This window comes from Nocardioides alkalitolerans DSM 16699, assembly GCF_000426525.1.
Lineage (GTDB): Bacteria > Actinomycetota > Actinomycetes > Propionibacteriales > Nocardioidaceae > Nocardioides > Nocardioides alkalitolerans.
Genome location: NZ_AUFN01000010.1, coordinates 61469 through 84343, shown reverse-complemented (window position 1 = coordinate 84343; position 22875 = coordinate 61469). Strand labels below are relative to the sequence as shown.

Below are 22875 nucleotides of genomic sequence, written 5' to 3'. Positions count from 1 at the left end.
GCGATGCCGTCGCTGGGCGGTGCCGTCGGTCGGGTCAGTCGCCCAGCACGCGCCGCAGGTAGGCGTTCGCGAACACGCGGTCGGGGTCGAGGCGGTCGCGCAGCGCGAGGAAGTCGTCGAAGCGGTCGTACGCCGGCGCGAGGTCGGCCCGCTCACGGGTGTGCAGCTTGCCCCAGTGGGGTCGCCCGTCGTACGCGCGGAGCACCGCCTCCACACCCGCGAAGTACGCCGTGTGGTCGACGTCGCGGGGCACGTGGAACGCGAGGTAGAGGCTGTCGCGGCCGTACGCCGTCGACAGGGGCACGTCGTCCGCCGGTGCGACGCGGATCTCGACCGGGAAGCTGAGACGCCAGTCGGAGGCGTCGACCACCCGGCGCACCTCGGCCAGCACCTCGTGCGCGACGGACCGGGGCACGGCGTACTCCATCTCGCGGAACACGACCCGCCGGGTGGAGGTGAAGACGCGGTGGGCGACGTCGGAGTAGGTGCGCGGCGACAGCGCCCGCGACGTCACCCGGTTCATCCGCGGGATCACCGCGGGAGCCCGGTTGCCGGCCGCGACCGCGAGCCCGAAGACGGTGTTGGCGAGCAGCTCGTCGTCGACCCAGCCGCGCAGCCGCCCGAGCGGCTCGGCGGCGGCGAGCCCCTCCTCGCCCGGGTCGAGGCGGTTGTTGCGCTTCGTCAGGAGGCGGTCCGTGTGCGGGAACCAGTGGAGGTCGACGTGGTGGTTCTCCGCGACCAGCTCGTCGAACGAGCCGACGGCCTCGTCCCACGACATCGGTGCCTCGACCGCCTCGAGCAGGAACAGCGGCTCGACGGCGAACGTCACGGTGACCAGCACCCCGAGGGCGCCCAGCGCGACCCGGGCGAGGTCGAGCACGTCGGCGTTCTCCGTCGACGACGCCCGCACGAGCTCGCCCGTGCCCGTCACCAGCTCGAGGCCGACGACCTGGGCGCCGAGACCGGCCCACGTGCCGCCGCTGCCGTGCGTGCCGGTGGAGATCGCCCCGGCGAGGGTCTGCTCGGCGATGTCGCCCATGTTGTGCAGGCTCAGGCCGAGGTGGGCGAGCTCGGCGTTCAGCACCTTCAGCGGGGTGCCGGCCAGCGCGGTCACGGTCATCGCCGTCCGGTCGACGTCGACCACGCCGACGAGCGCTGCGGGGTGCAGCAGCTCGCCGTCGGTGACGGCGACGTCGGTGAAGCTGTGGCCGGTGCCGACCATCCGCACCGTCGACCCGGCCGCCCGGGCCCGCTCCACCGCGGCGACCACCGCGGCCGCGCTGCCGGGGGTGCTCTGCGTGCGGGGGTGGGCGGTCGCCGTACCCGCCCAGTTGGTCCACGTCGCCATGGACCCCGACCCTAGGCCTTCTCGTCCACCCGCACGGCGAGGTCGTCGAGGTCGTCGGGGGCGTAGGGCTCGGCCGGCTCCCCGCGCGACCCCAGGTCGCCGACCACCAGCGGCGTCGACCAGGCGGCCGCGGCCGCGACCGCGCCGGCCACGACGGGCACGACGTACGCCGCGCCGGCGCCCCAGCCGTCGACGCACCAGCCGGCCAGGGCCGCGCCGGGGGCGATGCCCGCGGCCATGCCCGTGTGCATGACCGCCATGGCCTCGGTCAGGCGGGAGGGCGGGGCGATCTTCTGGACCATGGCCATCGAGCTGATGACGGTGGGGGAGATGGCGGCGCCGGCGACCAGCAGCCCGAGGGCGAGCAGCACCATCGACGGCACCACCACCAGGGGGGCCATGGCCACGGTGAGCGCGAGCGCGCCCCACCGCATCCGGACCGCCGGGCCGACCCGCCAGTGCACGGCCCCGACGACGACCCCGGCCGCCAGGCTGCCGAGCGCCCAGACCGCCAGGAGCGGCCCGGCCCACACCTTGGCGCCGGCGTGCTCGGCGAAGGCGACGGTGGCGACCTCCGCCGACCCGAACACGGCGCCGAGCCCGAACGAGACGAGCGTGAGGATGCCCAGGGCCGCCCACGGCATCGCCGGGCGGGTGCCGGCGACGGCGCGTCCGCCCGACGCGGGCGGCTGCGTGCGGCGCTGCGCGGCGAGCGCCAGGGTGCCCGCGACGCCGGTCACGACGGCCGTCACCAGACCCGCGGCGGGGTGCCAGGCCGTGGCGAGCACGGTCACGAGGATCGGGCCGGTGATGAAGACCGACTCGTCGACCACGGCCTCGAGGGCGTAGGCCGTCTGGATCCCGCGCGGGTCGTCGCGCAGCACGTGCGTCCAGCGGGCGCGGACGCAGGAGCCGACCTGTGGCAGCGCGGCGCCGGTGACCGCGGCGGCGACGTACGTCGTCCAGCGGGGGGCGTCCGCGGCGACGGTCCCGACCACGGCGAGCCCGCCCAGGCCGAACACGACGATGACCGGGGCCAGCGCCCGCGCCTGCCCGAAGCGGTCGGCCAGGCGCCCGTGCACGATGGCCAGCGCGGCGTTCGCGAGCACGTAGACGGCCGAGATCGCCCCGGCCAACCCGTAGGAGCCGGTCTCCGCCGAGATCAGCAGCACGATGCCGAGGGAGACGGTCGAGATCGGGATGCGCGCGACGAGCCCGGTGAGGCTGAAGAGCCCGGCACCCGGGTGCCGCAGGATCCGCGAGTACGACGTCAGCACGACACGGGAGCGTAGGTCCGTCCACCCGCCGGGGCCTCATCCACGGCTCCCTACGATGGAGCACATGTCGAGCCCCGATCCCGCCCCGCCCACCGACGTCACGCCGTACGACGCCCTCCTCCTCGTCGGGTTCGGCGGTCCCGAGGGGCCCGACGACGTCGTGCCGTTCCTCGAGAACGTCACCCGCGGCCGGGGGATCCCGCGCGAGCGCCTCGTCGAGGTCGGCCAGCACTACTCGCTCTTCGGGGGCCGCTCGCCGATCAACGACCAGAACCGTGCGCTGCTCGCCGCCATCCGCGCCGACTTCGCGGCGGCGGGCATCGACGTCCCCGTCTACTGGGGCAACCGCAACTGGGACCCCTACCTCGACGACGTCGTGACGCAGATGGCCCGTGACGGAGTGCGTCGGGCCGCCGCCTTCGTGACGTCGGCCTACTCGTCGTACTCGTCGTGCCGCCAGTACCGCGAGAACCTCGCCGGCGCCCGTCAGGCGGCGGCGGACGCGGGCCTGGAGGCGCCGAAGCTCGACCGCTTCCGGGTCTACTTCAACCACCCCGGCTTCGTCGGCCCGAACGTCGACGCCGTGCTGGCCGCGCTCGGCGAGCTGGACGAGGACGGGCGCGACGGGGCCCGGCTCGTCTTCGTCACGCACTCGATCCCGGACACGATGAACGACGCGAGCGGCCCCACCGGGGACGCCTACCGCACCCAGCACCTCGACCTCGCCGGCGTGGTGACCGACCACGTCGCCGAGGCGACCGGCGTGCGGCACGACTTCGACCTCGTCTACTGCTCGCGCTCCGGCCCGCCGCAGGTGCCGTGGCTCGAGCCCGACGTCAACGACCACCTCGAGGCGCTGCACGCCGACGGCGTCCCGGCGGTCGTGATGGCCCCGATCGGCTTCGTCTCCGACCACATGGAGGTCATCTACGACCTCGACACCGAGGCGCTCGAGACCGCGCGCGAGCTCGGCCTGCCCGCCGTCCGGGCCGCCACGGCAGGTCTCGACCCGCGGTTCGTGGCCCTGGTGCGCGACCTGCTCGTCGAGCGGTCCGCGCTGGAGCGCGCCGGCGTCGTGACGGGCCCCGACGGGCCGATCGACGCCGAGGCCGCCGCGGCCGCCGACCCGTCGACGCTGCCGGTCCGGCCCGCGGAGGGCTCCCTCGGCCCGCGCTGGGACCGGTGTGCGCCCCACTGCTGCCCGAACGCGCGGCAGAGCCTCCCCGTCGCCGGCGGGCTCGACGACCTCTCGGTCGCCCCGGCCGGCGCGTGAGCGGGCCGGGCGCGGGCACGGCGCCGGACGGCACGCCGTACGCGACGCTGCGCGACGTCGCGGTGACGGTCGCGCTCGAGGCGGCCGACCTCGTGCGCACGCGCCGCGCACGGGGCTTCGAGGTGGCCGCCACGAAGAGCTCGTCGATCGACGTCGTCACGGACGTCGACCGGGCGAGCGAGGAGCTGCTCACCGCCCTGCTGGCCGCGGCCCGCCCGGACGACGGACTGCTCGGCGAGGAGGGTGCCGCCCGCGAGGGCACGAGCGGGGTGCGCTGGGTGGTCGACCCGATCGACGGCACCGTGAACTTCCTCTACGGCATCCCGCAGTACGCCGTGTCGGTCGCCGCCGAGGTCGTCGACGCCGACGGCACGCCCCGCAGCGTCGCCGGGGCCGTCGTCGACGTCGCCACGGGCAGCGTGAACGAGGCCTACCTGGGCGGGGGAGCGCGCCGGGACGGCACCACGCTGCGGGTGCGCCCCGACGTCACGCTCGACCAGCGCCTGGTGCTGACGGGCTTCTCGTACGACGCCGACCTGCGCCGCCTCCAGGCCCAGGCGCTGGTGCACCTGCTGCCCCGGGTGCGTGACATCCGTCGCATGGGCTCCTGCGCCCTCGACCTCTGCGCCCTCGCCGCCGGTCAGGCCGACGCGTACGTCGAGGAGGGCACCCACCCGTGGGACCACGCGGCGGGCACGCTGGTGGCCTCCGAGGCCGGCGCGCGGTGGGCGTTCGCGACCGGCGCCGGCGGCCGCGAGGCCCTGGTCTGCGGGCCTGCGGCGGGTTTCGACGCCCTGTGGGCCGCCGTCGCCGAGGCCGGTTACCTCACCGACCCGACGCCCCTGCGCAGCGGCCCGACGACCCGGGAATAGGCGGGGGTCGACGACCGTTCGGACGGGCACGAAGTGCGCACGATCCGGAATCGAGATGCCGGTGTGCGCCGCGCCGGACGCATGGTGCACAATCTGCCGCGCCGGAGCACAGGGACGAACGACCCGGGGATGGGAACTGACGAATGGCAACCGACTACGACGCACCTCGCAAGACCGAGGAAGACCAGAGCGAAGAGAGCATCGAGGAGCTCAAGGCGCGTCGGCACGACAAGAACTCCGGAAAGGTCGACGAGGACGAGACGGAGGCGGCTGAGTCCTTCGAGCTGCCCGGTGCCGACCTCTCGCACGAGGAGCTCGCTGTCGAGGTGAAGCCCCGGCAGGACGACGAGTTCACCTGCATGAGCTGCTTCCTGGTGCACCACCGGAGCCAGCTCGCGGACTCGACGCGACTGATCTGCCGCGACTGCGCCTGACGCGCACCCAGCACGAGAACGGCCGAGGGCCGGACCCCACGCGGGGTCCGGCCCTCGGCCGTTGCCGTACCTGCTGACCAGCCGGTCGGCGACTGCTAGTGGCTGGGCGCCGGGGCCGCGGCCGCCGACTGCCCGTCCTTCTGCAGCTCGCCCGGCAGGTGCCCGGTCGAGCGGGCGTAGTACTCCGCCGCCTTGCGGGCGGCGAACATGCGGGCGATCGCGATGAGCGTGCCGCTCGCGGCCGCCCAGGCGACGGCCTCCCAGAGGTCGACGTCCGGGTCGGCGGGGTTGGCCGGCGGGTTCTTGCCGGTCGCCGAGCGCCACGAGGTCGTCAGCACCTTCTTGGCCACCGCGGCCGCGCCGATGGCGGCGACGGCCGAACCGGCCGAGTAGGCCTTCGAGCTCTTGGCCTTGGATCCCTTCGCCATGGACTTTCCTCCTGAGGTCTCGGGTGACGCCCCGGTCGTCCGGGTCGGCACACCGTCCGGCGGGACGGTGGGCCCAACCCTAGACAGGGGTCGCACGCGGGGTGCCCGGCACCGGGTCCGGCAGCGGGTCAGCCGTGCGTGCGGGAGGCCTCGACGGCCGCCACGACGCGCTCGGGCCGCCGGCAGCTCACGAGCCAGTACGGCGCGGGGTCCGAGGGATCCGTGATCGTGACCTTGACGCTGTGGCGCAGGTAGGGCCGCAGCACGAGGAAGGCGCGGGCGTCGGCGTCACGACCGGCGGTGCTGCGGGTCTGGTCGGCGTCGAGCGCGACGACGTCGCCCACCAGGTCGAGGTCGATCTCGGCGGGGCCGGCCACCAGGGTGCGGTGGTCGGTCACGGCGACCTGGGCGCGTCCGTACGACGCGAGCCCGGCGGCGATGCCGAGGAACAGGAGCCCCGTGACGGTCCAGGGGATCCAGGCCAGGTCGAGGGGGAAGGCGACGATCGAGGCGAGCCAGAACGTCGCCACGAGCATGGTGGCCTGCACCCACCACCGCAGCGGGACGGTGAGACGTTCGGCGTACACGCGGAAGAGTTTCCCACTGCCGACCGGGTGGCGCGCCACCGGCCCGCCCGCCCGCCCCGACGGGGCGGCGGACGACTAGATTCGCGACCGTGAGCACCCCTCCTCCCGGCCCGGAGATCCCGCCCGTGCGGGTCGAGCTGCTGCGGCTCGACCCCGACCTCGAGCCCCCGTCGTACGCCCACCCCGGCGACGCCGGCGCCGACCTGCGCACCGCGGTCGACGTCGTGCTGGCGCCGGGGGAGCGGCGGCTCGTCCCGACGGGCGTCGCGATCGCGCTGCCGTTCGGGTACGTCGCGCTCGTCCACCCCCGGTCGGGCCTCGCGGCACGGCACGGGCTCTCCATCGTCAACACGCCCGGGACCGTGGACGCGGGATACCGGGGCGAGGTCAAGGTGCTCCTGGTCAACCTCGACCCGGCGGAACCCGTGACCCTGCGGCGCGGCGACCGCATCGCCCAGCTCGTCGTGCAGCGGGTCGAGCGCGCGGAGTTCGCGGAGGTCGACGTACTCCCGGGGTCCGACCGTGGGGCGGGCGGTTACGGTTCTACCGGGGGATTCGGGGCCGCTGCTCCAGCACGCCCCGCCACGCAGAGGAGAAGTGAGTGAAGTTCCGCCGCAAGACCCGTCCCGTGGGCAACGGAGCCGCTGGTCCGACGGCGTTGACCCCGTCGTTCGGCGCGCCCGACCGCGTCGAGGAGGTCACCACCGGCCCCTTCGACGTCGACGACGTCGACCTCGAGGTGCAGCGCGTCGACCTGGGATCGCTGCTGATCGAGCCGGGCCAGGGTCGCGACGTGCGGCTGCAGGTCGACGAGAAGACCAAGAACGTCCAGGCGGTGCTCATCGCCGGAGCCGACGGCGCCATCGAGCTGCGGGCCTTCGCGGCGCCGCGCAACGGCGACCTCTGGGGCGACACCCTCCCGCAGATCAAGGCCGCGACCGAGCGTCGCGGCGGCACGGCCGTCGAGCGCGAGGGCCGCTTCGGCCCCGAGCTCGCCTGCGAGATCACCGTCAAGAAGGCCGACGGCGAGGACACGCAGCAGCTCTCCCGCGTCATCGGCGTCAACGGCCCCCGGTGGATGCTCCGCGCGACCGTCATCGGCAGGCCGGCGGTCGACGCGACCGCGGGTGCCGAGTGGGAGGACGTGCTGGCGCAGGTCGTCGTACGGCGGGGCACCTCCCCGATGGCGGTCGGCGACGCGCTGCCGATCACCGTCCCCGAGCAGGCACGCCGGATCAAGTAGACCCATGGCTGAGGAAGCGGTACGCCGCAGGTTCGGGTTCCGGTCGCGCCCGCGCGGCGACGAGCGGCTCGACCGCGCGGCCGCCGACCTGCGCCGCGACCACGGCGGCGCCGGGCGGGTCTGCATCGCCGACGCCCCCGACCGGGTGCGCGTGCGGCTGTTCGGCACCCTGACGACGGTCACGCTCCGCCCCCGGGGCGGCGTGCCGGCCCTCGAGGCCGAGCTGTCCGACGGCACGGGCACGATCAGCGTCGTCTGGCTCGGGCGCCGGGCCATCAAGGGCGTCAGCGCCGGCCGCTCCATCACGGTCGAGGGGCGCGTCGGCGTGCAGGACGGCGTCCGCGTGATGTTCAACCCCCGCTACGAGCTGCGCGTCGAGGTGAGCGGCGGTGAGTGACGAGCGCCCCGTCGTCGGTGTCGAGACGGTCGAGGCCGTCGTGCGCAAGCAGCTCTCGGCGGCCTTCGGCGGCGCCCGCGGCCTGGTCGAGACCGCGGTGCCGACGCTGGTGTTCACGATCATCTGGCTGAGCACCCGCGAGCTGCAGCTCGGTCTCGTCGTCAGCCTGGGCGTGGCGGTCGTGCTCCTCGCGGCCCGCCTGGTGCAGCGCTCGACGGTGCAGTACTGCATGAACGCGCTGTTCGGCATCGGCATCGGCTGGCTGTTCGTCCACCTCTCGGCCCGGTCGGGGGGCAGCGTCGACGACCAGGCCCTCGCCTACTTCCTGCCCGGCATCCTCTACAGCGCCGGCTACACGGTCGTCGTCGGTCTCAGCTGCGTCGTGGGCTGGCCGATGATGGGCTTCCTCATCGGCACGGTGACCGGCGACGTCACCGCCTGGCACGACGACAAGCAGATCGTGAAGCTGTGCACCAGGCTCACGTGGTTGCTCGTGCTGCCCGGGGCGATCGGTGTGCTGCTGCAGGGTCCCGTCTGGCTCGCCGGCAACAGCGGCGCCCTGACGGCGAGCACCGCGGTGGCCGTGCTGGCCGCCCTCCGCCTCGGCCTCGGCTGGCCGCTGCGCATCGCCTCGTTCGCCGGCATGATCTGGCTCCTCTCGCGCGACCGCACCCCGGTCCAGGGCGCGCCGGTCGCGCAGCCGGGGGCCGACGCTCCCGAGACGGCCTAGGAGCGACAGGGTGGACGGCCTCTTCGACGTGCCCGAGACCGCCGGCGGCCCGCGTCGTACGACGTCGGGCTCGGGCTCCCTCAGCTCCGCCGACCACGCGTCGGCACCGCTGGCGGTGCGGATGCGTCCCCGCACCCTCGACGAACTGGTCGGCCAGGAGCAGCTGCGGGCCCCCGGCTCCCCGCTGCGCCAGCTCATCGAGGGCGACCGCTCCCTCAGCCTGCTGCTGTGGGGGCCGCCCGGGACGGGCAAGACGACGATCGCCTCGATCGTGTCGCAGCAGACCGCGCGGCGCTTCGTCGAGGTCTCCGCGGTCTCGGCCGGCGTGAAGGAGGTGCGGGCCGCCATCGACGCGGCCCGCTCCGACCTGGTGCGCACCGGCACCGAGACGGTGCTGTTCGTCGACGAGGTCCACCGCTTCTCGAAGGCGCAGCAGGACGCGCTGCTGCCCGGCGTGGAGAACCGGTGGGTGACGCTGGTGGCGGCGACCACCGAGAACCCCTACTTCTCCGTCATCTCGCCGCTGCTGTCGCGCTCGCTGCTGCTGCGGCTGCAGTCGCTCACCGACGACGACGTGGCGGGCGTCATCGACCTCGCGCTGGTCGACGAGCGCGGGCTGGCCGGGGCGGTGGGCATCACCGACGAGGCCCGCTCCCACCTCGTGCGCATGGCGGGCGGCGACGCCCGGCGCTCCCTGACCTACCTGGAGGCGGCGGCGTCGGCCGCGGCGTCGCGCGAGTCCGAGGTGATCGACCTCGAGACCACGGAGACGGCCGTCGACCAGGCCGCCGTGCGCTACGACCGCCAGGGCGACCAGCACTACGACGTCGTCAGCGCCTTCATCAAGTCGGTGCGCGGCTCCGACGCCGACGCCGCGATGCACTACCTGGCGCGCATGTTCGAGGCGGGGGAGGACCCGCGCTTCATCGCCCGACGCCTGGTCATCCTGGCGAGCGAGGACATCGGGCTGGCGGACCCGACGGCCATGACCACGGCCGTCGCGGCCGCGCAGGCCGTGCAGCTGATCGGGATGCCGGAGGCCAGGTTCAACCTCGCGCAGGCCACGATCGCGCTCGCCGTCGCCCCGAAGTCGAACGCCGTGACCCGCGCCCTGGACGCGTCGATCTCCGACGTCCGCGCCGGGAAGATCGGCACGGTGCCGCCCCACCTCCGCGACGCGCACTACGCGGGCGCGCAGAAGATCGGGCACGGCGCGACCTACGTCTACGCCCACGACGCGCCGTACGCGATCGCGACCCAGGAGTACGCGCCGGAGCCCGTGGCCGACGCGACCTACTACGAGCCCACCGCCAACGGTGCCGAGGCCGCGGTCGGCGAGCGGTGGCGGCGCATCCGTCGGATCGTGCGCGGCGACGACGGCGCGGCCGGCGGCCAGCCGGGCCGTCGCTGACGTCCGCGGGATAAGGTCAGGGCCCATGACCGACGAACGGACGACGTCCCTGGTGCTGCTGGGCGTCACGCTCGTGGCCCTCGCGTCCGTGCTCCTGCTGGGCGTGGTCGTGCTGCGCAGCCAGCGACGCACCCGGCGCGAGCTGGACGCCGCCCACGAGGCCACCGCCGCGCTGCGCGCCGACCTCGACGTCGCCCTCCGCGGCACCCCGGACGCCCCCGTCCCCCCGTCCCGCGGCCGGGTGCCCGGACGCCGGGGCGAGCAGGGTGACCTCCAGGACGACCTCCGGGGCGACTACGTCATCACCCAGCTCGGCCGTGACGGCGCACCCGTCCCCGACGGCGCGGACGTCGCCGAGCCCGTCGCCGCGCGGATCGACGGCCGGCTCTTCGCCGACGTCGTCCTGCGCGAGACGCTGGTGCGGGCCGCGTCCGCGACGTACGGCGTGCGCCGCGCCCTCGCCCCCGAGACCCGCAACCGCGTCCGCTTCGAGGTGCGCCGCGAGGTGCGTCGCTCCCGCAAGGAGCGCCGCGCCGACCTGAAGCAGGCCCGTCGCGACCTCCACGCCCGCCAGCGCGCCGCGCAGGGCGTCGGCTCCGTGCCCGACGAGGACGTCGCGTGAGCCGGGGGGTCTGGTTCGCCGCCGGGGCCGGTCTCGGCGTGTACGCCGCCGTCCGCGCCCGACGGGTCGCCGAGGCGTTCACCCCCGACGGGGTCCGTGACCGGGTCGCCGGGCTCCGGCTCGGCGCGCGGCTCCTCGCCGAGGAGTTCTCCGCCGGATCCGGGGAGAAGGAGGACGAGCTGCGCGAGCGGTTCGGCCTCGCGCCCCACGGCCTGCCCGAGCTCGGGACCCGAACCGATCCTCCCGCGGGACTGGCCGTCGCCGGCCCCCGCCGTACCCCCACCAGCACCGCTCGAGACGAGCAGGGCACCAGCCAGGAAGGTCACCACTGATGGACACCGCGGAGATCCGCCGCCGGTTCACCTCCCACTTCGCCACCAACGCGACGGTGGGGGACCACGCCGTCGTCCCGTCGGCGTCGCTGCTGCTCGACGACCCCAACCTGTTGTTCGTCAACGCCGGCATGGTGCCGTTCAAGCCCTACTTCCTGGGGCAGGAGACCGCGCCCTACGACCGCGCCACGAGCATCCAGAAGTGCGTGCGCACCCTCGACATCGAGGAGGTCGGCAAGACCACGCGTCACGGCACGTTCTTCGAGATGTGCGGCAACTTCTCCTTCGGCGACTACTTCAAGGAGGGCGCGATCACGCTCGCCTGGGAGCTGATCACGAAGTCCGTCGCCGACGGCGGGTTCGGTCTCGACGAGTCCGTGCTCTACCCGAGCGTCTACGAGGACGACCCCGAGGCCGTCGCGCTCTGGCGCCGCATCACCGGCCTGCCCGACGACCGCATCGTGCGGCTCGGCAAGTCCGAGAACTACTGGTCGATGGGCGTGCCCGGCCCCGGCGGCCCGTGCAGCGAGATCCTCATCGACCGCGGCCCGGCGTACGGCGCCGACCGCGACTGGGACGCGGGCGACCGCTACCTGGAGTTCTGGAACCTCGTCTTCATGCAGGACGAGCTCTCCGCCGTGCGCAGCAAGTCGGACTTCGACATCGCGGGCTCGCTGCCGGCGAAGAACATCGACACGGGCATGGGCCTGGAGCGGGTCGCGTACCTGCTGCAGGGCAAGGACAACATGTACGAGATCGACGTGGTCTTCCCCGTCATCGAGAAGGCGCAGGAGCTGACCGGTCGCCGGTACGGCGCGGACCCCGCCGACGACGTGCGCTTCCGCGTCGTGGCCGACCACGTGCGCTCCTCGCTGATGCTCATCAACGACGGCGTGACGCCCGGCAACGAGGCGCGCGGTTACGTGCTGCGTCGCCTGCTGCGCCGTGCGGTCCGCTCGATGCGGCTGCTGGGCTACGAGGACCCGTCGCTGCCCGAGCTGCTGCCGGTCTCGCGCGACAAGATGGCCGAGGGCTACCCCGAGCTGCTGGCCGGCTGGGACCGCATCAGCCGGGTCGCGTTCGCCGAGGAGGAGGCGTTCCGCAAGACGCTCCAGGCCGGCACGCAGATCTTCGACCTGGCGGCGGGCGAGGTGAAGGGCTCCGGCGGCACCGCGCTGTCCGGCGCGAAGGCGTTCGCCCTGCACGACACCTACGGCTTCCCGATCGACCTCACGCTCGAGATGGCCTCCGAGGCCGGTCTCACGGTCGACGAGCCCGGCTTCCGCGGCCTCATGGCCGAGCAGCGCGAGCGCGCCAAGGCGGACGCCCGCGCCAAGAAGGGCCAGCACGCCGACACGTCGGTCTACCGGGCCGTCCTCGACGCGCACGGTCCGACGGAGTGGCTCGCCTACGAGACGCTGCAGACCGAGTCGCGCCCGCTGGCGCTGCTGGCGGCCGGCGCCCGGGTGCCGGTGCTCGCCGCCGGCGACGTCGGCGAGATCGTGCTCGACCGCACACCCTTCTACGCCGAGTCGGGCGGCCAGGCCGCCGACGCCGGCATCATCGAGTTCGACGGCGGCCGCCTCGAGGTGCTCGACGTCCAGCGCCCCGTCAAGGGCCTCGTCGTGCACCAGGTGCGGGTCGTCGACGGTGAGCTGACCGCCGAGGCGCCGACGCTCCACGCGCAGGTCGATCCCGCCTGGCGCACGGGCGCGCGGCAGGCGCACTCGGGCACGCACGTCGTGCACGCCGCCCTGCGCGAGGTGCTCGGCCCCACGGCGCTGCAGTCGGGCTCCTACAACCGTCCCGGCTACCTGCGGCTCGACTTCGGGTGGACGACCGGTCTCACGCCCGCGCAGGTGCGCGACATCGAGCAGGTCTCCAACGAGGCACTGCGGGCCGACCTGCCCGTCGGCTGGCAGTACATGACGCTGGCCGAGGCCAAGGAGTGGGGCGCCCTGGCGCTCTTCGGCGAGACCTACGACAACACCAAGGTGCGCGTCGTCGAGATCGGCGGCCCCTGGTCGCGCGAGCTCTGCGGTGGCACGCACGTCGACCACGCCTCGCAGATCGGCACGGTCGTCGTCACCGGCGAGGCGTCGGTCGGCTCCGGCAACCGCCGCATCGAGGCGTTCACCGGCGTCGAGGGCTTCGCCTACCTGGCGCGCGAGCGCGACGTCGTGAACGAGCTGACCACCCTGCTCAAGGCCCAGCCGGACGATCTGGTGGGCCGCGTCGGCGACCTCGTGGAGCGTCTGCGCTCCGCCGAGAAGGAGCTGGAGCGCGCGCGCCTCGCGCAGCTGCTCGCGGGGACGGCGGAGCTCGCTGCGCAGGCGCAGGACATCGGCGGGGTCGCCCTCGTCGCGGTGCGGGCGCCGGGCGCCTCGGGCGGCGACGTGCGCACGCTCGCGCTGGACGTCCGGGGACGCCTGGACCCGTCGCAGCCCGCCGCGGTCGTCGTCATCGGTGACGGTGGCGGCAAGCCGTCCGTCGTGGCCGCGGTCAACGACGCCGGCCGCGCCCGGGGTCTCAGCGCCAACGCGCTCGTGCGGGCCGTCGGTCCGCACGTCGGCGGCAAGGGCGGCGGCAAGGACGACGTCGCCCAGGGCGGTGGCACGGACGTCGGCGGCATCGACGCCGCGCTGGCGGCCGTGCCGGCGGAGATCGCCTCCGTGCTGGCCGCGGGCTGAGCGGGCCGGCGGCGTGCGACGAGGAGTGCGGCTCGGCATCGACCCGGGCGACGCCCGGATCGGGGTCGCCCGGTGCGACCCCTCCGGGATCCTGGCGACCCCGGTCGAGACCGTCCCCCGGGGCGCCGGCGACCTGGCCCGGCTCGTCGCGATCCGCGACGAGGAGGAGGCGATCGAGATCGTGGTCGGCCTGCCCCGGTCGATGTCCGGGGGCGAGGGACCGGCGGCCGTCAAGGTCCGCGCCTTCACCGACGAGCTCGCCGAACGGATGCGGCCGACGCCCGTCCGACTGGTCGATGAGAGACTCACCACCGTTTCAGCGGAGAACATGCTCCGCGAACGCGGTCGCAAGGGCAGCAAGCGACGTGCGGTGGTCGACCAGGCCGCCGCCGTCGTGATCCTGCAGCACGTTCTGGACACCGAGCGCAGCACGGGGGCAGCGCCAGGCGAACTCCTCGAGGAGCACGATGACTGACTCGCACTCTCCCCTCGACCTGCCGGGGGAGGAGCACGACGAGTACCACCCCGACGACGAGTACCACCCCGACGACGAGCACCACCCCGACGACGAGTACGAGCGCGCCCCCCGACCGTCGGGGCACCGCCGGGCGAAGAAGAAGAAGGGCCGCTTCGGCTGCCTCTTCGTCTTCGTGGTGGTGATCGCGCTGGTCGTCGGCGGCCTCTATTACGGGGTCAGCTGGGTGAGCGACCGCCTCGCCGGCGGGGGCGAGCCCGAGGACTTCGACGGCGTCGCCTCGGTGGCCGAGTGCGCCACGGGTGCCGGCGACGTCCAGATCACGGTGCCAGCGGGCTACAGCGCCGGCCAGATCGGCCAGCTGCTCGCCGACGAGGGGGTCGTGGCCTCCTCCGGTGCCTTCACCACCGCGCTCGCCAGCAGCAGCGTCCGGGACGGGGAGCGCTCCATGTGCACCGGCATGTCCGGAGCGCAGGCGGCCGAGCTGATGACCAACGCCGACTACATCGGTGGTGCCGGCGGCATCACCATCACCGCCGGTCGCACCGCGCCCCAGACCTTCGAGCTCCTCTCGGGCGCCACGGGCATCCCGGTCGCGGACTTCGAGGCGGCCGCCGAGGACCCGGCGATCGGCCTGCCGGCCGAGGCGAACGGCAACATCGAGGGCTACCTCTTCCCCGACAGCTACAACTTCGGACCCGAGCCCACGGCGGTCGACATCCTGACCCAGATGGTGGCGCGCTGGCAGGAGGTGGCGACCGAGGTCGGCCTCGTCGACGACGCGGTCCCGGGCTACACCCAGTTCGAGCTGCTGACCCTGGCGAGCATCATCGAGAAGGAGGTGCTGCTGCCCGAGGAGCGCCCCGCCGTCGCGGAGGTCATCTACGACCGGCTCGAGGACCAGTGTGCCGGCGTGCCCGAGGGGCTGCTCCAGATGGACTCCACGGTCAACTTCATCAAGGGCGAGACCGACACGCCGTTCACCACCGACGAGGACCGTGCCTCGCCCAGCCCCTACAACACCTACCGCTTCGCCGGTCTGCCGCCCGGTCCGATCGCGACCCCGGGCCGCACGGCGATGGAGGGGGCGGTCAACCCCTCGGACGAGGGCTACTGCTTCTTCGTCGCCGCCGGGGACGGCTCGAACTCGTCGGTGTTCGCGGCGACGCTCGAGGAGCACAACGCGAATGTCCGACGCGCCCAGCAGAACTGACCGACGCCGCTGCGGCGTCGTCGGCGACCCGATCGCCCACTCGCTGTCGCCGGCGCTCCACCGCGCGGGGTACGCCGCGGAGGGCCTCTCCGGGGAGGGCGGCTTCACGTACGACGCCCACCGCGTCGAGGCCGGCGGTCTGCTCGGCTTCGTGACCGGGCTCGACCCGGTCTGGCGGGGCCTGTCGGTGACGATGCCGCTGAAGCGCGAGGCGCTGGCGCTGGCCGACGAGGTCACGCCGCTCGCCCGTGCCGCGGGGGCGGTCAACACGCTGGTGCTCGACGACGGCCGCCTGCGGGGCGACAACACCGACGTCCCGGGCGCGGTCGAGGCCCTGCGGGAGCGGGGCGTCGACGCGGTCGGGTCGGCCGTCGTCCTGGGCGGCGGGGCCACGGCGACGTCGCTCTCCCTCGCGCTGTGCGAGCTGGGGGTCCGCCGCATCACGCTGGTCGTGCGCTCGGCCGAGCGGGCCGGCGAGACGGTCGACGCCGTCCGCGCCCATCCCGACGTGCCCGAGGTGCTCGTCACGACCTTCGCCGAGCACCTCGCGACCGCACCCGCACCCGCCGACCTGGTGGCCGCGACCGTGCCCGTCGACGCCCAGACCGACGAGGTCCTGGACGCCCTCGCCGGCGCGCCCGTGGTGTTCGACGCGGTCTACGACCCGTGGCCGACCCCGCTGGCCCACGCCGCCACCTCGCGCGGCGGCGTGGTGGTCAACGGCCTCGACCTCCTCGTCCACCAGGCACTCCTGCAGTTCGAGCAGTTCACGGGGGAGTCGACGACGGTCGAGGTCATGCGCGGGGCCGGCCTGGCCGCCCTCGCCGCCCGCTAGGGTCTTCCGCCATGGACTGGGGCAGCGCCTGGGGCACCGACTGGGGCGCGAACGCCGACACCGCGCTCGTCGCGGCCACGGTGGCGGCGGCCCTGGCCCTCGCCATGCCGGCCGTCCTGGCCCGCGTGCCCGAGCCCCCCGACGACCCCGAGGACGAGGTCGACGCCGGTCCCGGCGCCGCCGCCCGCGAGCCGGCCCCGGTGTTCCCGACCTTCGCCGAGGTGGCGGCCGCCCCGGGCCTCGGGCTGTGGTTCGCCGTCGTCTCCGGCCTCCTCGGCGCCGTCGTCGGCGCGTACGCCGGCTGGTCCTGGCCGCTGCTCTGGCTCGTCTACCTCGTGCCGGTGGGCGTCACGCTCGCGACCGTCGACTGGCGCACGATGCTGCTGCCCACGCGGCTGATCTACCCGTCGTACGTCGTGGTCGGCGCCCTCATGGTGGTGGCGACGCTCGCCGAGGGCGACACGGCGGACCTGCGGCGTGCGGGCTGGGGCTTCCTGGTCGCGGGATTCGTCTACTGGCTGCTGTGGCGGATCCAGTCGCGGTGGATGGGCTTCGGGGACGTCCGGCTCTCCGGCCTGCTGGGTGCGGTGCTCGGCTGGGCGGGGTGGCCGGAGACCGCGGTTGGCCTCTACCTGCCGTTCCTGCTGGGCGGGGTGATCGCCGGTCTGCTGATGCTGCTGCGGGTCATCGACCGCAAGGCCTACCCGTTCGGTCCCTTCATGCTGGCCGGGGCGCTGCTCGGCCTCCTGATCGGCCCGGCGGTCATGCCGAACCTCGGCGCCTGACCCCGACGGATCCCGCCCGATCCCGCCGTCTCGCCGCCGGGAGGGCCGACCGGGTGACCGGAGGCACGTGACAGACTTCCGCCCATGCTCCGTTGGCTCACCGCGGGGGAGTCGCACGGTCCGGCGCTCGTCGCGATCCTCGAAGGTCTCCCCGCCCACGTCCAGATCACCTCGGCCGACGTCGCCGATGCCCTCGCCCGTCGCCGGCTCGGCTACGGCCGCGGTGCCCGCATGAAGTTCGAGGCCGACGAGGTCCGCTTCATCGGTGGCGTCCGCCACGGGCGGTCGCAGGGCGGTCCCGTCGCCATCGAGGTGGGCAACACCGAGTGGCCGAAGTGGGAGAAGGTCATGGCGGCCGACCCGGTCGACCCCGACGAGCTCGCCAGCAGCGCCCGCAACGCCGCGCTCACGCGCCCCCGGCCCGGCCACGCCGATCTCGTCGGCATGCAGAAGTACGACTTCGACGAGGCCCGTCCGATCCTCGAGCGCGCCTCCGCCCGCGAGACCGCGGCGCGCGTCGCGCTCGGCGCCGTCGCGGCCGCGTTCCTCGAGCAGACCACCGACGCCCGGATCGTCTCCCACGTCGTCGAGCTCGGTGGGGTGCCCGCCCCCGCCGGCTCCGTGCCCGGCCCCGACGACGTCGCGCGCCTCGACGAGGACCCGGTGCGGTGCCTCGACCCCGAGGCGAGCCGGGCGATGGTCGAGCGCATCGACCAGGCCCACAAGGACGGCGACACCCTCGGTGGCGTCGTCGAGGTCGTCGTCCACGGCCTGCCGCCGGGGCTGGGCTCCCACGTGCACTGGGACCGTCGTCTCGACTCCCGCCTCGCCGGCGCCCTCATGGGCATCCAGGCCATCAAGGGCGTCGAGGTCGGCGACGGCTTCGAGCTCGCCGCCACCCCCGGCTCGCTGGCCCACGACGAGATCGTGGCCGACACCCCCGGTGGTGCCGCGAACGCGCTCGGGCTGCGTCGTACGTCGGGCCGTGCCGGCGGCACCGAGGGCGGCATGAGCACGGGGGAGACGCTCCGGGTCCGGGCCGCCATGAAGCCGATCGCGACCATCCCGCGCGCGCTCCGCACGGTCGACGTCGCCACCGGAGAGGCCACGGCGGCCCACCACCAGCGCTCCGACGTCTGCGCGGTGCCGGCCGCCGGCATCGTCGCCGAGGCGATGGTCGCGCTCGTGCTGGCCGACGCCGTCACCGAGAAGTTCGGCGGCGACGCCGTGAGCGAGACCCGCCGCAACGTGGAGACCTACCTCGACGCGCTGAGGTTCCGGTGACCGGCGCCGGGCGGGTGCCCGTGCGTCCGCGGGTCGTCCTCATCGGCTCCATGGGCGCCGGCAAGACGACGGTCGGCGAGGTCCTCGCCCAGCGCTGGGGCGTGGCCTTCCGCGACAGCGACGCCGACATCGTGGCCGCCGAGGGGCGCGAGATCTCCGACATCTTCGTCACCGAGGGCGAGGCCCACTTCCGGGCGCTCGAGCGGGAGGCCGTCATCGCCGGGCTGACCGGGCACGAGGGCGTGCTGGCGCTCGGCGGCGGCTCCGTGATGGACGACGGCACCCGCGGCCACCTCGCCGACCACACCGTCGTGTTCCTGCGCGTGGGCCTCGCCGAGGCGGTCCGCCGGGTGGGCCTCGGCAGCTCGCGCCCCATGCTCCTCGGCGGCGTGCGCACGCGCATCAAGACGCTGCTCGACGAGCGCACGCCGATCTACGAGTCGGTCGCGACGATCGTGGTCGACACCGACGGTCGCGAGCCCGTCGAGGTGGCGGCCGAGATCACCGCCCGCCTCGAGGACGCGCGTGTCTGACGGGCCGGCCACCCTCCACGTCGGGGGCGCGTCACCGTACGACGTGGTGGTCGGCGCGGGAGTGGGGTCCGCCGTCCTGCCGATGCTGGGCGAGGACGTCCGCCGCGTCGCCGTCCTCTTCCCCGACGGCCTGCGCCACCTGGCGGCCCCGGTGCTGGACGACCTGGCCGCGGCCGGTCTCACCGTGCTCGAGCTGCCGCTGCCCGAGGGCGAGGGCGCCAAGACGGCCGCCGTCGCCGTCTCCGCGTGGGACGCGCTGGGCCAGGCCGGCTTCACCCGCTCCGACGCCGTGGTCACCGTCGGCGGCGGTGCGACCACCGACATGGGCGGCTTCGTCGCCGCCACCTGGCTGCGCGGGGTGAAGGTCGTCCACGTGCCGACCACCCTGCTGGGCATGGTCGACGCGGCGGTCGGCGGCAAGACCGGCATGAACACGTCCGCCGGCAAGAACCTCGTCGGCTCCTTCCACGAGCCCGCCGGCGTCGTCTGCGACCTCGCGACCCTGACGACGCTGCCCCACGACGAGCTGGTCAGCGGGCTCGGCGAGGTCGTGAAGTGCGGCTTCATCGCCGACCCCGAGATCCTCGCGCTCGTCGAGGCCGACCCGGCCGGAGCGGCCGACCCGACGAGCGCCGTGCTCCGCGAGCTGGTGCTGCGCTCGGTTCAGGTCAAGATCGACGTCGTCGTCGGCGACCTGCGCGAGACGGCCGGCGCCGCCGGTGCGGTCCACCCCGGCCGCGAGGCGCTCAACTACGGCCACACGATGGCGCACGCCATCGAGCGGGCCGAGGCCTACGAGATGCGCCACGGCGAGGCCGTCGGTGTCGGCATGGTCTACGTCGCCGAGCTCGCCCGCCGTACGGGCCACCTCGACGACGCGACGGCCGCGCGGCACGCGAGCACGCTGGCCGCGGTCGGCCTGCCCACGTCGTACGCGGGCGCCTCGTTCGACGACCTGCACGCCTCGATGCGGGTCGACAAGAAGTCGCGCGGCGACCGGCTGCGCTTCGTCGTGCTCGACGGGCTCGCGCGACCGCGCGTGCTCGCCGGCCCCGACGAGGCCGACCTGCGGGCCGCGTACGACGTGATGGCCGCGGGCCGCTGAGCCCGCCGCCCGGCGATGTGGAGGAGACGACGATGACGGACACCGCGGCACAGCCCGCCCGCACCGTGCTGGTGCTCAACGGCCCCAACCTCGGGCGCCTCGGCAAGCGGCAGCCCGAGATCTACGGCCGCACGACGTACGCCGACCTCGTCGGCCTCTGCGAGGGCTGGGGCAGCGACCTCGGCCTGGCCGTCGAGGTCCGGCAGACCAACCACGAGGGCGTGATGGTCGACTGGCTCAACGCCGCCGCCGACGACGGCACCCCGGTCGTGCTCAACGCCGCCGCGTGGACGCACTACTCCTACGCCGTGTACGACGCCTGCGCGCAGCTCACCGCCCCGCTCGTGGAGGTCCACCTCTCCGACCCCGAGGCACGCCCGGAGACCTGGCGGCACTCCTCGGTCGTCACCGCCCACGCGGTCGCCGTGGTGAAGGGCAAGGGCGTCGACGGCTACCGCGAGGCGCTGGAAGTCGTGGCCGACGGGGCGACGGGCTAGACTTCCCCGCCGTGCCCGACGCAGGTCCGGCACGCTCCCGCTCCGACTCCTCCGACGACCAAAGGCGAAGACGCGCGCATGGCAACGACGAACGACCTGAAGAACGGCATGGTGCTCAACCTCGACGGCCAGCTCTGGCAGGTCATCTGGTTCCAGCACCACAAGCCCGGCAAGGGCGGCGCGGTCGTGCGCTCCAAGCTGAAGAACATCGAGTCGGGCAAGACCGTCGACAAGACGTTCAACGCCGACGTCAAGGTCGACATCGCGAACGTCGACAAGCGGACGATGCAGTACCTCTACAACGACGGCACGTCGTACGTCTTCATGGACGTCCAGAGCTACGAGCAGCTCGAGGTCGCTCCCGAGATCGTCGGCGACGCCAGCGACTTCCTCCTGGAGAACCAGGAGGCCATCGTGGCCACGAACGACGGCCGCGTGCTCTACATCGAGCTGCCGGCCTCGGTCGAGCTCGTCGTGACCTACACCGAGCCCGGTCTCCAGGGCGACCGCTCCACCGGCGGCACCAAGCCCGCGACGGTCGAGACGGGCGCCACCGTGCAGGTGCCGCTCTTCATCACCACGGGCGAGAAGATCAAGGTCGACACCCGCGACTCCTCCTACCTGGGCCGCGTCAGCAGCTGATGGGAGCCCGGACCAAGGCCCGCAAGCGCGCCCTCGACGTGCTCTTCGGCGCCGAGATGCGCGGGGAGAACCCGGCGGCGGCGCTCGACACGGCGATCGCGGACGGCGAGCCGCCGAACAACCCGTACACCTCGACGCTGGTGCGGGGCGTCTCCGAGCACCTCGCCGAGATCGACGAGATCCTCACGACGCGGGCCGAGGGCTGGACGCTCGAGCGCATGCCGGCCGTCGACCGCAACGTGCTGCGGCTCGGGGTCTACGAGATCCTCTGGGCCGAGGACGTCGACGACGCGGTGGCGATCAGCGAGGCGCTCTCGCTGGTCGGCGACCTCTCGACCGACGACTCGCCCGGCTTCGTGAACGGCGTCCTCGCGGCCGTGGTGCGCAACCGGCCCGAGGTCGGCTGACCGGAGGACCAGCGCGGGGTTTGCCCGGTCGCCGGCAGGGGTAGGTGCGCGCGCCCGTCCCATCGCCCGCGAGCACGAGAAGGTCGCCCGTGTCCCAGCCTCCCGCGCAGCCTCCCGAGCAGCCCTCGCCCCAGAGCTTCGGCAGTCCCGGTCCGTCGCACCTCGACGCCGGCACGAGCGAGCGGCTCTACTCGGCGGACGAGCTGGCGGCGTACACCGCGTGGCGCGAGCAGGAGGAGGCGGCTGCGCACCAGCCCTCCCACCAGTCCGCCCAGCAGCAGCCCGCGGAGCACACCCAGCCCGTCGCGGGACGACGCATCGCGCGGCCGGAGAGCAGCGGGTACGGCGACCTGCCGCCCCTGCCGGGTGGCGGCCCCGTCCCGGCGCAGGCACGAGCGCAGGCGCCCGCCCCCGTCCCGGCGCCGCCCGGGAGCGCCGTACCGGCCGTGGTCACCGCCTACCCGCCGGCGGAGGTGCCCCGCTTCATGTCGGCCACCGACTTCCTCGACCGCCGGGCCGGTGACCTGCCGCTGGGCCCCGCGACGTGGGGGTGGCGTGGTCGCGTACGACGCTGGACCGGCGGCGCCGTGAAGCCGCAGATGGGGCGGGCGGAGGTCGAGAACGAGCTGCAGCGCCGGGCGATCCAGCGCGACTTCGACGGCCCGCGCACGATCGCGTTCCTGAACCCGAAGGGCGGTGCGGCGAAGACGACGGGCGTGCTGGCCGCCGGCTACACGTTCGGCACGGTGCGCGGCGGCGGCGTGGTCGCCTGGGACAACAACGAGACGCGCGGCACCCTCGGCATCCGGGGGACGCGCGGCGAGCACCGCAACACCACCCGGGAGCTGCTCGAGGACCTCGAGAAGTTCAACGACGTCTACCAGTCCCGGATCGGCGACCTGGGGGCCTTCGTACGCTCGCAGGGCGACGCCCACTTCGACGTGCTGGCCTCCGACGAGCGTCCCGACGTCACCGGCACCATCCGGGCCGACGACTTCCGCGCCGTGCACGCCCTGCTCGAGCGCTTCTATCGCGTGATCCTCGTCGACACCGGCAACAACATGCGGGCCGAGAACTGGCTCGCGGCCGCCCAGACGGCCGACCTGCTCGTGGTCACCAGCACGGTGCGGGAGGACACGGGGTACAGCGGGTTGTGGATGCTCGACGCCCTCACCGACGCCGGCTACGCCGACCTCAAGCAGAAGACGGTCACGGTGCTCTCGGACCCGTCGCCGAAGGTCGACGACCAGCTGGCGAAGGACCTGGTGAGCGTCTACGAGCAGCGCACCCGGGCGGTCTACCGGGTGCCGTACGACCCGGTGCTCGTCTCCGGCTCGGTCGTGCCCTACGCCGAGCTGTCGGTGGCCACGCAGCGGTCGTGGCTCCGGGCCTGCGCCGGCATGGCCGAGGCGCTCTGAGCGACCGGTCGCGGGAGCGGGCGGGAACATCGGGACC

The 22875-nt window shown here is 74.1% G+C and carries 26 protein-coding genes; 22 read left to right on the top strand and 4 right to left on the bottom strand.

The genetic code is table 11. The features are described from left to right. Positions 1–34 precede the first annotated feature (34 nt). Both K329_RS0101140 and K329_RS23750 read right to left on the bottom strand, forming a co-directional pair. The gene (locus tag K329_RS0101140; RefSeq protein WP_028471623.1) at positions 35–1348 is read right to left on the bottom strand and encodes a D-arabinono-1,4-lactone oxidase; all 1314 of its coding nucleotides are present in this window, start codon (positions 1346–1348) and stop codon (positions 35–37) included. A gap of 11 nt (positions 1349–1359) precedes the next feature. Then, on the bottom strand, positions 1360–2625 hold the full coding sequence (locus K329_RS23750) for an MFS transporter (RefSeq protein ID WP_052336222.1): 1266 nt from the start codon (positions 2623–2625) through the stop codon (positions 1360–1362). Between the two features lie 55 nt (positions 2626–2680). Here K329_RS23750 and K329_RS0101130 point away from each other — a divergent pair, with 55 nt between their 5' ends. The 3 genes from K329_RS0101130 (at position 2681) to K329_RS0101120 (ending at position 5204) form a co-directional block, all read left to right on the top strand. Further along, entirely contained in the window at positions 2681–3898 is a 1218-nt protein-coding gene (locus tag K329_RS0101130) for a ferrochelatase (protein ID WP_211225704.1), read from the top strand. After that, positions 3895–4770: an inositol monophosphatase family protein gene (locus tag K329_RS0101125; RefSeq protein WP_052336221.1), complete on the top strand. Its 876-nt coding sequence runs from the start codon at positions 3895–3897 to the stop codon at positions 4768–4770. Before K329_RS0101130 ends, K329_RS0101125 begins: the two co-directional genes overlap by 4 nt. Before the next feature lie 143 nt (positions 4771–4913). Further along, entirely contained in the window at positions 4914–5204 is a 291-nt protein-coding gene (locus tag K329_RS0101120) for a DUF4193 domain-containing protein (protein WP_028471620.1), read from the top strand. A gap of 95 nt (positions 5205–5299) precedes the next feature. Here K329_RS0101120 and K329_RS0101115 read toward each other — a convergent pair whose 3' ends face one another. Further along, positions 5300–5632, bottom strand: a complete 333-nt coding sequence (locus tag K329_RS0101115; protein WP_028471619.1) for a DUF4235 domain-containing protein — start codon at positions 5630–5632, stop codon at positions 5300–5302. A 128-nt stretch (positions 5633–5760) separates the two neighbouring features. Beyond that, a complete protein-coding gene (locus K329_RS0101110) occupies positions 5761–6219 on the bottom strand; it encodes a DUF3093 domain-containing protein (protein WP_028471618.1) in 459 nt (152 codons plus the stop codon). 89 nt (positions 6220–6308) lie between these two features. Here K329_RS0101110 and dut point away from each other — a divergent pair, with 89 nt between their 5' ends. From dut to K329_RS23730, 19 genes are all read left to right on the top strand, one after another. Further along, positions 6309–6824, top strand: a complete 516-nt coding sequence (dut, locus tag K329_RS23745) for a dUTP diphosphatase (RefSeq protein ID WP_084540899.1) — start codon at positions 6309–6311, stop codon at positions 6822–6824. Next, entirely contained in the window at positions 6821–7462 is a 642-nt protein-coding gene (locus K329_RS0101100) for a DUF3710 domain-containing protein (RefSeq protein ID WP_028471617.1), read from the top strand. The genes dut and K329_RS0101100 overlap by 4 nt, the downstream gene beginning before the upstream one ends. Positions 7463–7466: 4 nt before the next feature. Next, entirely contained in the window at positions 7467–7859 is a 393-nt protein-coding gene (locus K329_RS0101095; protein WP_028471616.1) for an OB-fold nucleic acid binding domain-containing protein, read from the top strand. Continuing rightward, positions 7852–8589, top strand: coding sequence for a DUF3159 domain-containing protein (locus tag K329_RS23740; RefSeq protein WP_043641831.1), 738 nt, complete (start codon positions 7852–7854; stop codon positions 8587–8589). Before K329_RS0101095 ends, K329_RS23740 begins: the two co-directional genes overlap by 8 nt. Before the next feature lie 10 nt (positions 8590–8599). Then, positions 8600–10000: a replication-associated recombination protein A gene (locus K329_RS0101085; RefSeq protein ID WP_043641828.1), complete on the top strand. Its 1401-nt coding sequence runs from the start codon at positions 8600–8602 to the stop codon at positions 9998–10000. A gap of 25 nt (positions 10001–10025) precedes the next feature. Further along, positions 10026–10622 (top strand): hypothetical protein, encoded by a 597-nt coding sequence (locus K329_RS0101080; protein WP_028471614.1) that lies wholly within the window; start codon positions 10026–10028, stop codon positions 10620–10622. After that, the gene (locus tag K329_RS0101075) at positions 10619–10954 is read left to right on the top strand and encodes a DUF6167 family protein (protein ID WP_028471613.1); all 336 of its coding nucleotides are present in this window, start codon (positions 10619–10621) and stop codon (positions 10952–10954) included. Before K329_RS0101080 ends, K329_RS0101075 begins: the two co-directional genes overlap by 4 nt. Beyond that, positions 10954–13644, top strand: coding sequence for an alanine--tRNA ligase (gene alaS / locus K329_RS0101070; RefSeq protein WP_028471612.1), 2691 nt, complete (start codon positions 10954–10956; stop codon positions 13642–13644). The genes K329_RS0101075 and alaS overlap by 1 nt, the downstream gene beginning before the upstream one ends. Before the next feature lie 13 nt (positions 13645–13657). Beyond that, a complete protein-coding gene (gene ruvX / locus K329_RS0101065; RefSeq protein ID WP_028471611.1) occupies positions 13658–14119 on the top strand; it encodes a Holliday junction resolvase RuvX in 462 nt (153 codons plus the stop codon). Then, the gene (gene mltG / locus K329_RS0101060) at positions 14112–15332 is read left to right on the top strand and encodes an endolytic transglycosylase MltG (RefSeq protein ID WP_028471610.1); all 1221 of its coding nucleotides are present in this window, start codon (positions 14112–14114) and stop codon (positions 15330–15332) included. The genes ruvX and mltG overlap by 8 nt, the downstream gene beginning before the upstream one ends. Next, entirely contained in the window at positions 15307–16167 is an 861-nt protein-coding gene (locus K329_RS0101055) for a shikimate dehydrogenase (protein ID WP_028471609.1), read from the top strand. The genes mltG and K329_RS0101055 overlap by 26 nt, the downstream gene beginning before the upstream one ends. 11 nt (positions 16168–16178) lie before the next feature. Further along, positions 16179–16952: a prepilin peptidase gene (locus K329_RS29185; protein WP_052336219.1), complete on the top strand. Its 774-nt coding sequence runs from the start codon at positions 16179–16181 to the stop codon at positions 16950–16952. A gap of 84 nt (positions 16953–17036) precedes the next feature. Further along, a complete protein-coding gene (gene aroC / locus K329_RS0101045) occupies positions 17037–18236 on the top strand; it encodes a chorismate synthase (protein ID WP_028471608.1) in 1200 nt (399 codons plus the stop codon). After that, complete coding sequence (locus tag K329_RS0101040; protein ID WP_342665394.1) at positions 18233–18769, top strand: shikimate kinase; 537 nt, start codon at positions 18233–18235, stop codon at positions 18767–18769. The genes aroC and K329_RS0101040 overlap by 4 nt, the downstream gene beginning before the upstream one ends. Further along, positions 18762–19874 carry a 3-dehydroquinate synthase gene (gene aroB / locus K329_RS0101035; RefSeq protein WP_028471606.1) on the top strand — a complete coding sequence of 371 codons (1113 nt, stop codon included), beginning with the start codon at positions 18762–18764 and terminating at the stop codon, positions 19872–19874. Before K329_RS0101040 ends, aroB begins: the two co-directional genes overlap by 8 nt. Positions 19875–19906: 32 nt before the next feature. Then, positions 19907–20371, top strand: coding sequence for a type II 3-dehydroquinate dehydratase (locus K329_RS0101030; RefSeq protein ID WP_028471605.1), 465 nt, complete (start codon positions 19907–19909; stop codon positions 20369–20371). Between the two features lie 78 nt (positions 20372–20449). After that, entirely contained in the window at positions 20450–21013 is a 564-nt protein-coding gene (efp, locus tag K329_RS0101025; RefSeq protein ID WP_028471604.1) for an elongation factor P, read from the top strand. After that, complete coding sequence (nusB, locus tag K329_RS0101020; protein ID WP_028471603.1) at positions 21013–21420, top strand: transcription antitermination factor NusB; 408 nt, start codon at positions 21013–21015, stop codon at positions 21418–21420. The genes efp and nusB overlap by 1 nt, the downstream gene beginning before the upstream one ends. An 89-nt stretch (positions 21421–21509) precedes the next feature. Continuing rightward, positions 21510–22838: a MinD/ParA family ATP-binding protein gene (locus tag K329_RS23730; RefSeq protein ID WP_245596399.1), complete on the top strand. Its 1329-nt coding sequence runs from the start codon at positions 21510–21512 to the stop codon at positions 22836–22838. Positions 22839–22875: the final 37 nt, after the last annotated feature.

Coding starts and splice junctions, on each gene's coding strand:
- K329_RS0101140 (WP_028471623.1), bottom strand. CDS start 1,348: ATGGCGACGTGGACCAACTGGGCGGGTACGGCGACCGCCCACCCCCGC.
- K329_RS0101095 (WP_028471616.1), top strand. CDS start 7,467: ATGGCTGAGGAAGCGGTACGCCGCAGGTTCGGGTTCCGGTCGCGCCCG.
- K329_RS0101030 (WP_028471605.1), top strand. CDS start 19,907: ATGACGGACACCGCGGCACAGCCCGCCCGCACCGTGCTGGTGCTCAAC.
- K329_RS0101120 (WP_028471620.1), top strand. CDS start 4,914: ATGGCAACCGACTACGACGCACCTCGCAAGACCGAGGAAGACCAGAGC.
- mltG (WP_028471610.1), top strand. CDS start 14,112: ATGACTGACTCGCACTCTCCCCTCGACCTGCCGGGGGAGGAGCACGAC.
- K329_RS0101055 (WP_028471609.1), top strand. CDS start 15,307: ATGTCCGACGCGCCCAGCAGAACTGACCGACGCCGCTGCGGCGTCGTC.
- K329_RS0101080 (WP_028471614.1), top strand. CDS start 10,026: ATGACCGACGAACGGACGACGTCCCTGGTGCTGCTGGGCGTCACGCTC.
- efp (WP_028471604.1), top strand. CDS start 20,450: ATGGCAACGACGAACGACCTGAAGAACGGCATGGTGCTCAACCTCGAC.
- K329_RS0101115 (WP_028471619.1), bottom strand. CDS start 5,632: ATGGCGAAGGGATCCAAGGCCAAGAGCTCGAAGGCCTACTCGGCCGGT.
- nusB (WP_028471603.1), top strand. CDS start 21,013: ATGGGAGCCCGGACCAAGGCCCGCAAGCGCGCCCTCGACGTGCTCTTC.
- aroC (WP_028471608.1), top strand. CDS start 17,037: ATGCTCCGTTGGCTCACCGCGGGGGAGTCGCACGGTCCGGCGCTCGTC.
- K329_RS0101130 (WP_211225704.1), top strand. CDS start 2,681: ATGGAGCACATGTCGAGCCCCGATCCCGCCCCGCCCACCGACGTCACG.
- K329_RS29185 (WP_052336219.1), top strand. CDS start 16,179: ATGGACTGGGGCAGCGCCTGGGGCACCGACTGGGGCGCGAACGCCGAC.
- alaS (WP_028471612.1), top strand. CDS start 10,954: ATGGACACCGCGGAGATCCGCCGCCGGTTCACCTCCCACTTCGCCACC.